This window comes from Candidatus Hydrothermales bacterium (assembly GCA_039630235.1).
Classification (GTDB): Bacteria; Hydrothermota; Hydrothermia; order Hydrothermales; family JAJRUZ01; genus JBCNVI01.
Genome location: JBCNVI010000007.1, coordinates 65,320 through 79,760 on the forward strand (window position 1 = coordinate 65,320; position 14,441 = coordinate 79,760).

Annotated in this window: 12 protein-coding genes and 2 tRNA genes; 6 read left to right on the plus strand and 8 right to left on the minus strand. The window is 32.3% G+C overall.

Annotated elements, in window-relative coordinates:
- Positions 1–4 precede the first annotated feature (4 nt).
- The 5 genes from ABDH49_07290 to rpsT all read right to left on the minus strand — a co-directional run bounded on the left by ABDH49_07290 (position 5) and on the right by rpsT (position 2,955).
- Positions 5–1,927, minus strand: a complete 1,923-nt coding sequence (locus tag ABDH49_07290; protein MEN3046765.1) for an OmpA family protein — start codon at positions 1,925–1,927, stop codon at positions 5–7.
- Positions 1,928–1,948: 21 nt separating this feature from the next.
- Positions 1,949–2,023 (minus strand) — tRNA-Glu (locus ABDH49_07295).
- A gap of 50 nt (positions 2,024–2,073) precedes the next feature.
- Complete coding sequence (locus ABDH49_07300) at positions 2,074–2,583, minus strand: cyclic nucleotide-binding domain-containing protein (protein MEN3046766.1); 510 nt, start codon at positions 2,581–2,583, stop codon at positions 2,074–2,076.
- Positions 2,584–2,598: 15 nt separating this feature from the next.
- A tRNA-Val gene (locus ABDH49_07305) sits at positions 2,599–2,674 on the minus strand.
- Between the two features lie 26 nt (positions 2,675–2,700).
- Positions 2,701–2,955, minus strand: coding sequence for a 30S ribosomal protein S20 (gene rpsT / locus ABDH49_07310; protein ID MEN3046767.1), 255 nt, complete (start codon positions 2,953–2,955; stop codon positions 2,701–2,703).
- 82 nt (positions 2,956–3,037) lie between these two features.
- On the opposite strand from rpsT, the gene ABDH49_07315 reads away from it, so the two are divergent.
- From ABDH49_07315 to rseP, 6 genes are read left to right on the plus strand one after another with little or no spacing between them, the layout of a single operon-like run.
- On the plus strand, positions 3,038–3,910 hold the full coding sequence (locus ABDH49_07315; protein ID MEN3046768.1) for a hypothetical protein: 873 nt from the start codon (positions 3,038–3,040) through the stop codon (positions 3,908–3,910).
- Positions 3,907–4,470 (plus strand): hypothetical protein, encoded by a 564-nt coding sequence (locus tag ABDH49_07320; GenBank protein MEN3046769.1) that lies wholly within the window; start codon positions 3,907–3,909, stop codon positions 4,468–4,470. The genes ABDH49_07315 and ABDH49_07320 overlap by 4 nt, the downstream gene beginning before the upstream one ends.
- Before the next feature lie 51 nt (positions 4,471–4,521).
- Positions 4,522–5,679: a peptidyl-prolyl cis-trans isomerase gene (locus tag ABDH49_07325; GenBank protein MEN3046770.1), complete on the plus strand. Its 1,158-nt coding sequence runs from the start codon at positions 4,522–4,524 to the stop codon at positions 5,677–5,679.
- Complete coding sequence (gene tyrS / locus ABDH49_07330) at positions 5,676–6,839, plus strand: tyrosine--tRNA ligase (protein ID MEN3046771.1); 1,164 nt, start codon at positions 5,676–5,678, stop codon at positions 6,837–6,839. Before ABDH49_07325 ends, tyrS begins: the two co-directional genes overlap by 4 nt.
- The gene (locus ABDH49_07335; protein ID MEN3046772.1) at positions 6,839–7,936 is read left to right on the plus strand and encodes a 1-deoxy-D-xylulose-5-phosphate reductoisomerase; all 1,098 of its coding nucleotides are present in this window, start codon (positions 6,839–6,841) and stop codon (positions 7,934–7,936) included. The genes tyrS and ABDH49_07335 overlap by 1 nt, the downstream gene beginning before the upstream one ends.
- Positions 7,933–9,192, plus strand: coding sequence for an RIP metalloprotease RseP (gene rseP, locus ABDH49_07340; GenBank protein MEN3046773.1), 1,260 nt, complete (start codon positions 7,933–7,935; stop codon positions 9,190–9,192). The genes ABDH49_07335 and rseP overlap by 4 nt, the downstream gene beginning before the upstream one ends.
- A gap of 1 nt (position 9,193) precedes the next feature.
- Here the strand turns inward: rseP and ABDH49_07345 are convergent, their stop codons facing one another.
- Genes ABDH49_07345 through ABDH49_07355 form a run of 3 tightly spaced genes read right to left on the minus strand, consistent with a single transcriptional unit; the run spans position 9,194 to position 14,415 of the window.
- Complete coding sequence (locus tag ABDH49_07345) at positions 9,194–12,259, minus strand: efflux RND transporter permease subunit (GenBank protein ID MEN3046774.1); 3,066 nt, start codon at positions 12,257–12,259, stop codon at positions 9,194–9,196.
- A 1-nt stretch (position 12,260) separates the two neighbouring features.
- Positions 12,261–13,121, minus strand: coding sequence for an efflux RND transporter periplasmic adaptor subunit (locus ABDH49_07350; GenBank protein MEN3046775.1), 861 nt, complete (start codon positions 13,119–13,121; stop codon positions 12,261–12,263).
- Between the two features lie 13 nt (positions 13,122–13,134).
- Positions 13,135–14,415, minus strand: coding sequence for a TolC family protein (locus ABDH49_07355; protein MEN3046776.1), 1,281 nt, complete (start codon positions 14,413–14,415; stop codon positions 13,135–13,137).
- Positions 14,416–14,441 lie beyond the last annotated feature (26 nt).

The following is a 14,441-nucleotide window of genomic DNA, read 5'->3' on the forward strand; positions in this document are numbered from 1 at the left end:
AGATTTATTCAGAAACACTAATAACCTTAAATTCTACCCTCCTATTCATCGCTCTTCCTTCTCGGGTCAAATTATCCGCTATGGGCATAGTTTCACCATACCCCTTTGCAATAAGTTTCGATGGATCAATATTATGGAAATTAATTAGGTAATTCCTTACTGCTTCTGCTCTTGCCTGAGAGAGTGTGAGATTATAACTATCTGAACCCACAGAGTCTGTATGACCCTGAATTTCTATTACAGCGTTTGGATTTGCCTTTAAAAATTCAGCAACTCTATCAAGAATTGGATAAGACTCAGGTTTTATAGTAGCTTTTCCTGTGTCAAAGTAAATATTTTGTAACCTTATTGTAACCCCTTTTTGAGCTTTCTTTTTTAACTTTATGTTCTTTTCAACTAAGGGTTCACCTTCTTTAAGAACCACAGGTATACTTTCCGAAATGTAACCTTCTGCCTCAATTTTCAAAATATATGTTCCTGGTGGTAATTTTAATTTAAATGAACCAGTTTCAGGATCGCTTAGAGTCCCCTCAAATCCTGTCTCTGGAATTGAAACTTTCGCTATGATAGGCTCTTCTGTTACGTTATCTACTATCTTTCCTGTAAGTAGTATCAATTCTTTTTTCTTTAGAGGAAAATCTATAACCAGTTCAGCACCCTCCTTTAAGACAAAACTCTTTCTCATCCATGCATAACCTTCCTTTTCAACATAGAAACTATAGGTACCAGGTTCAAGCTCTACTGAATAAAAGCCATTCATGTCTGAGGAAATAGGGGGCTTATCTGTACCTTCTATCAAAATTTGAGCCATAAGGGGTTCACCACTTATTGCATCATATATTTTGCCACTAACTTTTGCAATTTTAGGTGCAGGCGGAGGAGGGGGTGGTGGAGAAGCTGGTGGAGGAGGTGGTGGAGTAACTGTAACTTTCTTAGGTAAAAGATTGTAAACGTTTGACATTAGAAAAATAAATCTCCAATCTGGTATATAAGTAAATAAGTTTCTATCATGTGAATAGATAAAAATTAACGAGTCAGCTATATTCCTTATCTTTGCATCTACAGCAAAATCAAAGATAACTCCACCTGGGGTTTTAAATCTTACTCCAGGAGTTAAAGCTAAGAGATTCGTTCTTAACTCAATAAAGTATACTCCGTGAAAGTCTAATATAAAGTCAACATAGGGACCTGCAGATAAAGTTAGATTAACTCCAAAGGGTAGCCTTGTAAAATCTTTGAATTCATCTTTATTTTTAAAAACCGTGTCTCTGCGAGGAACACCACTTTCATCGAAATTATACCACAAAATCGGGAAGATATTTTCTTTTGCAGGTCTTCCGGTTTGGTGAAATCCTATCATACCATTTAAGCTCAATATTTGAAGTTTGACTCCTAAAAGTAGATGTGACCAAAATTGGCCGCTTTGAGGTATATACATAGGAAAACCATAGGCTACAAATTTTGGATCCTTTCTTTCAATACCAAGATTAGGAAGATAATATCCAAAGGAAATTCCTCCAGAAAGTTCTATGCCAGTTAATGTATCTGAGAAAAAACTATGTCCAAGTTTTGTAAGAATATCTAAGCCTCTGTATGCGAAATAACCATCATCATCTCTTTGTCGTGGAATATCAGCCCTTTCTAACATTCTACCTTCAAAATCAGTTCTAAATCCAAACTCTAAGAAGTTAAAGGGAGTATAAGAAAATAAAATTGAGGAAAGCAGATAATGTCTTCTATCGTTGAGAGGGTTATTAACAGAATCAACTGTGTTATCCCAATATCTAAAATCTTGGAAGGAGTATCCACCGTAGAGAGAAAAAGAAAAGTCTCCCTGTTGGTGTGTTTTCGGATGAATAACTCTAAATGATCCACTTAAGCCATTTATTGATGGAACTGAAATTACAATTAACAGAAATAAGTTCATTTTCTTTTAAATTAATTTTAATGGCCCCAGGGGGATTTGAACCCCCGTCTCCACCTTGAAAGAGTGATGTCCTGGGCCTGGCTAGACGATGGGGCCATTAAAATATAATAGAATAATTTTAACACACGTTTCTTAAAAAATTCAAATTAAATAGACCTACCCTTTGCTGCAATATAAAGTTTTCTAAATTGTTCATTATCAATTATAGCCTGATTTATTAAAAAGTACGTTTCAAGGTTCTTATTAGTCTCTCTTATTCTCTCTGCAAGTTCAATAGCTAGATTTTTCAAAACTAAAACTCCTATTTTTGGATCTCTTTCAACGATTTTCCAGAAGTCTTCCCTTTTTAATACATATAGCGATGATTCCTTAACAGCTATGCAAGTAGCACTTCTGGGCACATCAGAAATAAGGGAAAGTTCCCCAAAAAAAGAGCCATTTTCAAGCTCAGCGAGAACAAGAACAAGATCACCTCTTTTTAACCTCACTTCAACTTTACCCTTTTCTATAATATAAAGAGTATCACCAGGGGAGCCCTCTTCAAAAATTGTTTCACCTTTTTCATAATTTCTTGGTTCAAGATTTTCTAAAATCTTAGAGAGTTGGTCTTCTTTTAGACCCTTAAAAAGCAACACGTTTTTAAGGATATTAATCATCAAATAGTTTTAAAGTGGGCGATGGAGGATTCGAACCTCCGACCTTCACGTTGTCAACGTGATGCTCTCACCAACGCTGAGCTAATCGCCCACTTATTTATTATAACTAAAAAAATTTTAAACTTCAAGAAGTTTACTAATCCTTGATTTTATTCTTGCTCCCTTGTTTTCGTGTATAACACCTCTTTTTACAGCCTTATCAACTATACTCTGTAACTCCTTAAACAGAAGTTTCTTTTCCTCTGTATTGCTTGCCTTTCTTATTTTTTTAATTACATTTTTAATCTTTAACTTGTATATCCTATTTCTTATTCTCCTTTTTTCGTTCTGTCTTTCCCTTTTTAAAACTGATAGAGACTTTTTTCTTGCCATTTAATTCTCTTTAGTTTATATTTTTTAGGAGTAGAACCCTACTTGGATTTAATTATACCAAATTTAAACCTTAAAATAAAAAATGCAGTTAATATTTTTTATAATTTCATTTCAGCTTGTAATTTATGGAAATGAGAGGTGGGGCTTTTCTAGAAACGCTAGAATAGCTTCACTAGGAGAGGCCTCTTCATCCATTATAGATCCTGGATCTTTTTTATTTAATCCAGCTACATCCTCCCTTTTTCAAAATAAAGTAATACAGGCTACTTTTTCAAATTACTTTTCAGGTTTTTTCAAATTTGGCACATTTAATTTCATAGCAGGTGACTCAATAAGAAAATTCTTTACTTCTCTTAATTATATTTTTTCTGATAATATATATTACACAATTTATGAAGACACTGTTGAAGCATCTAATATAGATGAAATCGTAAAAAAGGGAGTAATTAAAATAAATTCCATCCAAATTTTAGGTGGTTTTTCAAATAAGTTAAAGAATTTTAATTTTGGTCTTTTACTTAAATTTATGAGAGAGAATTTATATGTAGGAAAGGGTTACGGTATTGGCATGGATGTTGGTTTTTTATTTTCAGATGAATTCAACTTTTCCTTTTCTCTTAGAAATTTTTTGGGGAGTATAAACCTATGGGACTCAGGAAGAAAAGAATATATTCCAACTTCCCTAAGAGTTGGATTTTCAAAAAACTTTTTAGAAAGAATTCTTTTCTCTTTTGACACAGAATCTTATTTTGAAAGTAGGTTTAGGATTTCATATTACGCTGGACTTGAAGCAAAAATTTTAAAGAGTTACTTTATAAGAGCGGGTTGGAGAGAAAATATTCCGACAATAGGTTTTGGTTTTAGGATAAAAAATTTAGATATAGATTATGCTATAGGAGGTAATTTTGAACTATCAGCCTTTCATATAGTTTCCCTATCTTGCATTCTGAGGTGAAGAGTTTTTTGTGGAGAAAAATTATTCACTTTTCATCAATAATTTTCCCTCTTTTAATTTTAACTTTAGAAAAAAAGTACTATTTACCGATATTTTCATTTATTTTGGGTGGATTTTTAACTGCTGATTACCTGCGCCTTGAAATAAGATCATTTAAAATTCTTTTTAGAAAATTTTTTGGAAAAATGATAAAAACTGAAGAGGAAGATTTTTTTACAGGAGCAACTTGGGTCTCTGTATCTAGTTTCCTTGTATCTCTTTTATTTCCTAAAAATATTTCGCTTATTTCTCTTTTGTTCTTAACAGTTTCTGACAACTTTGCAAGTATTATAGGAAAATTTTTGGGCAAAAGAAAAATTTTCAAGGGAAAAACACTTGAGGGCTCTATAACATTCTTTTTAATTTCGTTTTCTCTAACACTATTTTTTAATGAACTTTCAATTGCTAAAAAATTATTAATCTCTCTTTTTGCAACCTTGATTGAGTTACTTTCGTTTAATATAGATGATAACTTAACAGTTCCTCTCTTAACTGCAATTTTATTGTACTTTATAATTTAATTTAAAATTATAACAAGAGGTTCAATCCCTAAGTTTAATTATAGGTCATAAATGAAATTTTTAGTTTTTTTTATTTTGTTACAATTTCTAAAGGTTGAAGAGGCGAAAAAGTTGATTGAGTCTGGTAGAGTAAATGATGGAATAGCTTTATATAAAGAGGCTCTCTTAGAACTTTCAGGAGCAAAAAAAATAGAAAGGGCTCTTGATTTAATAGATGTTTGTATAAGATATGAAAAATTTAGAGAGGGACTCAGTATAATAAGTGAATTAGAGGAAAAAGTTTCAAAATACAGCACCCTTTATCCAGAAGTTTTGTATAGAAAAGCGATAATCCATGAAAACTTAGGGAACTACCTAGAAGCTCAAAAGATTTATGAAAAAATTGTTTTAAAGTATAAAAAAAGTAAAATTTATGAGGATGCAAGTAAAAAGATGGATAGAATATTTGAGATATTAAGTCAAAGCTTTATAGCAAGTGTTGGGCCAATAAACATTACTTATCAGGAGTTCGAAAAATATCTTGAAGCACTGCCTATCTATTTAAAACCTTCACCTTCTGATACAATAGCAGTAAGGAAAACACTAGAAAACTTAATTATATCAAAAATTTTATATCTTGAGGCACTCAATCAAAAACTTGACTTAAGTGAAGATTTCAGAGTGAACATAGAAAGAGAGAAAGAAAGAATTTTAGCTAACTTATATCTTAAAAAAATTAATGAGGAAATAAAAGTAAATGAAAAGGAAATAAAGGAATATTATATAAGAAACAGGGAAGATTTTAAAATACCAACAAGGTGGGACATAAGAAGAATTGAAGTTAAAACTGAAAGTGAGGCAGTGGAGATTATAAGAAAAATAAAAGGGGGAGAAAAATTTGAAGATTTAGCAAGGAAATTTTCTATAGCCCCTGATGCTCAAGACGGGGGTTTTATTCCAAACTTTACTGAAAAAAGTTTGCCGGAGGAATTTGTAAAGTACCTTAAAACCATGAGAGAGGGGGAAACAAAGGGTCCGATAAAACTTAAAAATGGAAATTACGCAATAGTAAAACTTGAAAAGATAAAAAGAGGTGAATACAGAAAATTAGAAGAGATTAAAAATCAGATTGAAAATATAATTTTAAGGGAGAAAAGAGAAAAATTTTGGGAGAAGTGGAAAAAGGGAATGTTTGAAAAATACTCAGTCAAATTTTATTTTAAAAAATGAAAAGAAAAGATATAGAGATTCTAACACGGGGGATAGAAAACATATTTACAAAGGAAGAGCTTAAAGAGAAAATTGAGAGAAAGAAAGTTTTAACAGTTAAATACGGAGCAGATCCATCAAAGCCCGATTTACATCTTGGACACTACGTATGTCTCAGAAAGCTCAGGGAATTTCAAGAATTAGGACATAGAGTGGTTTTTATCATTGGTGACTTTACAGCAATGATAGGAGATCCCTCTGAAAGATCTAAAACAAGACCTATGTTAACAAAAGAGGAAGTGGAGAAAAACTCAAAGACTTACTTTGAACAGGCCTATAAGATTTTAGATAAGGACAAAACAGAAATTAGATTTAACAGTGAATGGCTTTCTAAGCTAAAACCAGAGGACATAGTAAAACTTTCAGCTACAACTACGGTGGCAAAAATGCTCGATAGAGATGACTTTTCCAAAAGATTTAAAGAGGGCATTCCAATTTCTCTTCATGAGTTTCTATATCCAATATTTCAGGCGTATGACTCAATATTTATTAGGGCTGACGTAGAAATTGGAGGTACGGACCAACACTTTAACTTTGCACTTACAAGGGAAATAATGAGGCAGCTTGGATTAGAACCCCAAGTTTTTATAACACTTCCACTTATAGAAGGTATTGATGGAAAGTTGAAGATGAGTAAATCATATGGAAATAGTATTAACTTTTTCGATGATCCTAAAGATGTTTTCGGAAAAGTTATGTCAATACCTGATAGCTTGATTTTCAAATACTATAAGGTAGTTCTTTTAAAAGATTCAGAGGAAGTAAAAGAGTATATTGAGAAAAGTCCACTTGAGGCAAAGGAGGACTTAGCTTTTGAAATAACTAAAATCTTTCATGGAGAGAAAGAGGCAATAAAGGCTAGAGAGTATTTCATTAAAACTTTCAGGAAAAGAGAAGTCCCACAAGAAGTTCCAGAGTTTAAAGTAAAAAGTAAAAAATTGTTTGAAATTCTCTTTGAGGCTAAAATAGTTCAAAGCAAAAGTGAGGCAAGACGTTTGATAAGACAAAGTGGGGTAGACCTGGACGGCAAAGCTATAGAAGATGAGAATTATGTACCGGAAAAGGGCGAACACATTTTAAAAGTCGGTAAAAGAAAGTTCTTTAAAGTAATTGTTGAATAATGAGGGTTTTTGTATTTGGGGCTACAGGATCTATAGGTAAGAGTTTTTTTTCTCTTGTTAAGAACTTTCCTGAAATTGAAGTAGTAGGTATTCAGGCTCATAAGAATGAGAAGAAGCTTGTTAAGTTGAAGGAAAAGTTCAAAGTAAACTATGCCTTTTTAACCGGTAGACAGAGTAACTCTAAAGATGTAATAGATGATAGAGAAAAGTTAAAAGAGTTTGTTACATCTAAAAAGATAGACAGGGTTCTTTTTGGGGCAGCAGGGGTAGACCTCTTTGATGTGTTTTTTGAACTTCTTGAAAAAAACAAAGTTATATGTATGGCAAATAAGGAAATTATTGTTGCCTTTGGAGAAATAATAAAACAGAAAAATTTAAACAATATAATTCCTGTAGACTCAGAGCACTCTTCAATTTTTAGGATAATTAAATATTTAAATTTTAATGATATTGAGAAGATAATTTTAACGGCTTCGGGAGGGCCTTTTTATAACATAGAAAACAGCAAACTGGCTAAGGTTAAAGTTAAAGAGGCACTTAAACACCCTAGGTGGAAGATGGGTAAAAAAATTACTATAGATTCGGCAACACTAATTAATAAGGGATTTGAGATAATAGAGGCACACTACCTTTTTGGTATAGAACCTGAAAGAATCGAAGTTCTATATCACCCTCAAAGTAAAATCCACGGGCTTGTTTTACTTAGAGACGGCACATATATAGCTCACATCAGTGAACCTGATATGAGAATTCCTATTTTAAATGCTCTTTTTTATCCAGAAATAAAAAACTATAATAGGAGAGTAGATAAGTTTTATGGAACATTAAATTTTGAAAAAATTAAAAAAAGTAAAAGGAAACTAATTGATCTTTGTTTAAAGGCTTTAAAAGAAAAAAAAGGAAAACCAGCGTATATAGTGGGTGCCGACGAGGAGCTTGTAAGGCTATTTTTAATGGGAAAAATAAAATTTAATGAAATTGAGAAAATTCTCTATAAGGTTTATAAAAAATCTATAGCTGTAGACGATAGAGATCCTAATGAGATTCTAAAGTCTATTGAAGTTTCTAAAAAAATGGTACACAAGGAGTTAGGATGATTTCTACAGTAGTAGTTACCCTTTTACTACTTTCTGTGCTTATTTTTATTCACGAATTAGGACACTTCTTAGCAAGTAAACTCTTAAAGGTACCGGTTGAGGAATTTTCCATTGGTTTTGGTCCCAAAGTTTTTTCTTTTAAAAGTAAAGAGACAACCTTTAAGATTTCACTTATACCCTTTGGTGGTTATGTAAAAGTTTTTGGAGAGGATATAGAAGGAGAAAATTCTTTTTGGTATAGACCTTTTTATGTAAAATTTTTGATTTTAATTTCTGGTGTCCTTTTTAACTTCCTCTTTGGTTTCATTATAATTTTTCTCCTATTCTTTCTCTTTGGTATTGTTGAATCAGGTCCTTATATTGATGAACCTAAAGAAGAAACACCAGCCTATATAGCCGGATTTAAATTTGGAGACAAGATATTGAAAGTAGACGGAAAAAATTTTGTAAGGTGGAAAGAGTTTTACGCAGTTTTTCAGGATGGTGATACTCATGTAGTTAGCATTTTAAGAAATAATAGGGATACATTAAAGCTAAAACTATGGGGTGTATGGAATGATACTGTATCGAAGTTTGAGACAGGTATTTTACCGGTTCTTTTTCCTGTTATAGGAGAGGTTGTTCCGGGATTACCGGCGGAAAAAGTTGGATTTAAAGAGAAAGATACGATAATAAAGATAAATGATACGAACATAAAAAAATGGGAGGAAATACAGAGTCTCATTGAGAAATCAGGGGGTAAAAAAGTAGTAGTAAAAGTAAAGAGGGGAGGAGATACTTTGACATTTGAGGTTAACCCAATTAAGATAAATGACTCTTATAAAATAGGTATAAGAGCGGATATAAATGTCCTAAAACTTCCTTTTTTAAAGGCTCTGCAGCATGCCTGGGAGGAAAGTTACTTTATAATTTATCAAACCTTTAGATTTATCTTTCTTTTTTTAAGGGGTAAGGCTCCAATTGAGTCATTTGGTGGTCCAGTTATGATAGGTAAAGTTGTTGGAGAAACAAAAAGTAAGGGTTTATCATCCCTACTTTTTATACTTGCCTTTATTTCTATTAATTTAGCTCTTATAAATCTATTACCTATTCCAGCTCTTGACGGTGGTCATTTACTTACTATCACTGTTGAGGCTATCTTGAGAAAAAGGCTCTCCTTCAGGATTAGATCACTAATCCAGCTAATTGGATTTGCCCTTCTTATTTCAATATCGATCTTAATCACTATACTTGACATTCATCGTATTCTTAAGTAATTTATTCTCTTTTTAAGATTTTCTTCTGGATAAAAACATATATAGTTGGTATAAAGACAAGGCTTACTAAAAGTGAAAATAAAAGACCCCCTATGACAGATAGCGCAAGTGGTTTCCAGGTTTCTGATCCTTCACCCCCTAATATTACAAGGGGTGTTAAACCCATGATTGTTGTAAAGCTTGTTATTAGAATAGGTCTTAGTCTCCTTAACGCCCCTTCTTTAGTAGCCTCAATAACTTTCTTACCTTCATTTTTTAACCTTTCCACATAATCCAGCATAACGATCGCATTGTTAACTACTATTCCTATCATCATAATTAAACCAACGAAGGATGGTACTGAGAAAGAAGTGTTAGTAAGTATATGGATTAGAGCAACTCCTGTTATTCCTGAGGGTACAGTGAACATTATTATAAAAGGTAAAATAAAAGATTCAAACTGAGCTGCCATCACTAGATATACAATAACTATTCCAATAAAGAAAGCATAAAGCAAAATTTTGAAAGATTCTGCTTGTTCCTCGGTTAATCCACCGAATTCAACTCTGTATCCGCCCTTTTCACCTAAGATATTCTCAAGTTTTGTTTCTAGTTCCTTTCTTATCTCACCCAGCGGTCTTCCAGAGGTTTCAGCTAAAACCCTAACAACTCTTTCCTTATTTTCCCTTTCTATAGACAAAGGAGAAAAGCTTTTCACCAGTCTAAATACGTTTCCTATATAAAGTTTTTTATCGAGGAGGGGATAAGAGATAAATGGTAAAATTTCTCTATTTTTTCTATATTTCTCTTCGATCGTAATTTTTATATCAAGTTCTTTATCGCCAACTTCTATTGCTCCAACCTTTTCTCCGAGATTTAGGCTTCTTAGATACGTTCCTAGTAAAGACGAATATAAACCCAACTTTGAGTTTTTTTCTCTATCAGGAATTAATAAATATTCAGGTAAATTTTTCTCTCTTGAAATTCTTACGCTTCTTACTCCTTTTGTATTTTCAAGAATCCCCTTTACATATTCAGCAATAGAGTCAGTGATAATAAAGTTTTCTCCGTATATTAGAATTTGAATGGGTGCACCAAATCCCTGAATTAAGTGTTGTAAATTTCCGGTAGATAAAACCTGAAAAGATTTTATTCCCGGTATATCTTTTATCCTTCTTTCTAGAAAATCTGCTATTTCAAAGATACTTCTCTCTCTTTGATCTTTGCTACCAATATTTATAAAGAAAAAACCGGTATTTTCACCTTCCACTACTCCCATAACACTTAAAAATCCAGACTCTGACCTTCCAACCCTTAAAGTAAAATACTTGACTTCTTCAATTTCAGATATAATATCTTCTATATGTCTTGAGAGTGAGTCAGTTACTTTAAATTTAGTGCCCGGAGCTAAAACAAAACTTCCCCTTAGTTCTCCCGAGTCAGACTCAGGAAAAAACTCGGTTTTTACTATACCGGTCAAAAATAGTAGAACTCCAAAGACAAATAGTAAAAAACCAATAAGTAGGGTTAAGAAGCTTTTGCCTATCGCTAAGTCAAGAGTTCTTCTATAAAAATCTTTTAATTTTTCAAATAGATAAAAGAGAAGCCCTTCTTCCTTTGGTGTCTTTTTTATAACAATTCTTGAAAGTGTTGGAGTTATAGTTAAACTGACAATTAAAGAAGTTAAAAGTACTGTAGTAACCATTAGGGCAAGCTGTCTAAAGATTATTCCAACAAATCCAGTTCCAATTACAAGTGGACCAAAAATAGCGATAGTTGTAAGAGTTGAGGCAAGAATTGGACTAAAGACCTCTAACGCGCCCTTATAGGCAGCATCTAAGGAATTTTCACCTTTTTCTCTTCTATAAAATATATTTTCGAGTACAACTACGGCATTATCAACAACCATTCCGGCAGCTAAAGCTAATGCTGAAAGAGAAATTATATTAATTGATCCTCCTGTTAGTTTTAAAACTATAAATCCTACTATTAATGAGAAGGGTATAGTTAAGGCTATTACAAAACTTGAAGATAGGTGTCTGAGAAAAACTAAAGTGACAAGAAAAATAAATAAGACAGCCCAATATACGGTACTTGTCAAATTTTGGATAGATGCCCTTATAAATCTTGAAATATCGTTTACAACCTTTAACTCTATTCCAGGGTAATCTCTTAAAATTTTATCTATTTCTTTCTTTACTCTTTCAGAAACTAAAACAGTATTTGCTCCAGACTGCTTTAGTATTCCAAATAAAAGTGAAGGCATCTTTTGGCTTCTAACTTTTGTTATGACGTCATCGTAACCTATTTTTACATCAGCAACCTCACCTAACCTATAAATGCCCTTGCCTTTCACATATATCGGAATGCTTCTAATTTCTTCAAGAGAGGAAAATTTTGAGTTCACCTTAGCACTGATTGAAAAGTTATGATCCTCTATGTTTCCTATAGGGATATTCAGATTTTCTCTTAGAAGTGTTTCCTTTATTAAAAATGGGGTGATGCCGTACTCTTCTAAGTATTTTTTCTTAATCTCTATTTTAACTATTTCTCTTTTGCCACCTCCCCAGTACTGAACATCACCTACTCCTGGAATTCTTCTGAGCTTTTCAACAATTTCCTCCTCAAAAAAAGACCGTAAGTCAAAAAGTGTGTCCTTGACTGTAAAGGTTCCTATTAGTATTGGAATTTGGGTAGGATCAAATTTAAAAACTTTAGGAGTCTCTATGTCTTCTGGAAGAAAAAATTTTGCAAATTCAATTCTTGTTCTTATATCATCGGCAGCCTTATCAATGTCTGTTCCCCAGTCAAACTCAACCATAACAGCTGAAATATCTTGAACAGATAACGATCTTATCTTTGTAACGTTTGGAACAGTAGAGACAGCATTCTCTATAGGCTTTGTAACCTCCCTTTCAATTTCCTCAGGAGAAGCGCCTGGTCTTATTGTTACTATACTTACCATAGGTATTGATATTTCAGGGAAAAAGTCAATAGATAAAACTCTTATGGAAAATAGACCTATTAAAAATAAAACAGAATAAAAAGAAAAGGTAAAAATGGGCCTTTTTACAAAAAATTTTGTCATTTTAACTTCCTCCTATTATTTTAACTTTCACTCCTTCTCTTAGAAGTTCTGCTCCATCCAAAACAACAAGATCCTTTTCTGAGATACCTTCAACAATCTCTATGTAACCGCCACCTTCAATCCCTGTAATTACGGGCACTCTCTTTGCCACTTCATTTTCAATAACAAATACGGTTTTCTTTACAGCTCCAAGCACACACTTTGAGGGAACTTTTAATACTCTCTCCTTTTTTAACAGAGTTATCTCAACTTCACAGGGAGAACCTGGTAAGATTTTTTTATCAGATTTAAAAAATATTGTAAGTTCAAAATTTCCTGTTAGAGGATCTGAAGTGTTACTTATTTCTCCAATAACTCCCTCAAAATCTTGAGAGTCCACAAAAATTCTCACCTTTTTGTCCTTAAACATATTTTTATGATATTCATAGGGAAGCGATAGTCTAACCTTGAATTCTTTATCGCCATAGATTCGTGCAAGAGGTTTTTGAGGAGGTATAAATTCTCCTGGGTCATATTTAAAGTATGAAATTCTTCCAGAGACAGGAGCTTCAATTTTAAAGGGTTCAAACTCAAGCCCAAGATCCCTTCTTTCAAGTAGTAGTATAATTTCGCCCTTTTTGACATAATCGCCGTCATCTTTTAATTTTCTATAGTAATAACCTGGAATAGGTGTATAAACTAGGATATCAGGGTTACCTTCAATACTTGATGAAAATCTTACATTCAAATGGATGTCTCCATAAAAGGGCCTGGTTACGGTAACTGGAACTAAATGCTCCTCCCTTTCTTTTATATTGTTTTTTTCTTTTTTGCAGGAGACAAAAATTAACATACAAAAGGATATTATAAATAACCTTTTCATTAAGTCCCCCTTTTTAAAAAGTTAAGCTTACTCCATAAAGGATGGATTCATATTTAATTTTACTCTCTTTTAATTTAAATAAAGATGCAAAGTAGAGGATATGTGCTTCTAATGATTTTCTTAATGTATCAAGGAAATCGCTATTTGAGATGTAGCCTTTTTCGTATTGGCTTTTTGATATCTTAATTGATTTTTCAGCAAGTTCTACTGTTTTCTGAGCAGATTCATAGGCTCTAATTGCAGCTCTAAACTCTCTTTTTGCAGAACTTATTTCTTCCTCACTTTTTTTTCTTAAAAACTCAAGAATATATTCAACTGCCTTTTTTTCAGAATCTTTTTTTCTTATTTCGTCCATTTTTTTTCCAAAGTCAAATAGGTCTAAGGATAAACCGATGTAATATTGAAAATAGGAGCCCCATTCATCTTTAAAAAATCCATAGGGTTTTCCATAAACATAATTTATACTTCCAAAAACTTTTGGTAGGAAATTTGAATAAGCTGATTTTTTACTATATTCTAAATATTCCACGTTTTTGCTTAGCATCTCTAAATCAATTCTTTTTATACTTTTTTCGCTAAGCATCGTGTCAACCTCCAGGGAATCCACTAAAACAACTTCTTCTTCATGACTGATATTACAAAAAGTTTTTATAAGAGAAAGGACTTTATTATAGTTTTTTTCAAAGTCAGAGAGGGTGGTCTCTAAATTCTTTTTTTCAACTTCGCTTCTTAATACATCAAGTTCCACGGTAAAGCCAGCTTCATATCTTTTTTTTGCAATTTTAACATGTTCATCAAGTATTCCAATAATTTCTTTATATTTTTCAATGGCAGCTTTTAAAAATAAACCTTGATTATATAAGATTCTTACTGTAAACTCAATTTCTTTTTCTTTTAACTCTTTTTCTTTAGTCTTAGAATCCCTGAGAGTATTAACCATTTTCAAAAGGTAAAATCTCTGCAAACTAGAAAATAAGAGCCACTCTAAAGAGATATTTAAAATTCTTCTTTCTGGTCTTCCAAATTCAACTTCAACTGGTTTAAAAATGGGCTCAAAAGTAACAGGATCGATGCCAACTAAAACATACTGTGTAATTTTATCAACAAAGGTGGAATAGGAGTATGTAAAGTTAGATTTTATCTCTGGTAAAAAAGACTTAATAACTTGGTTTCTACTGAAATTTAGAGCCCTTACTTCCTCAATTTTAGATTTTATAATTGGATTTGATAGAGAAAGTTCAACTGCCTTTTCCTCGCTAAGATGTATTACTGAAATTAAGAGGAGTTCTATCATTTTTACCTCCTTGATTTATTTTAAAA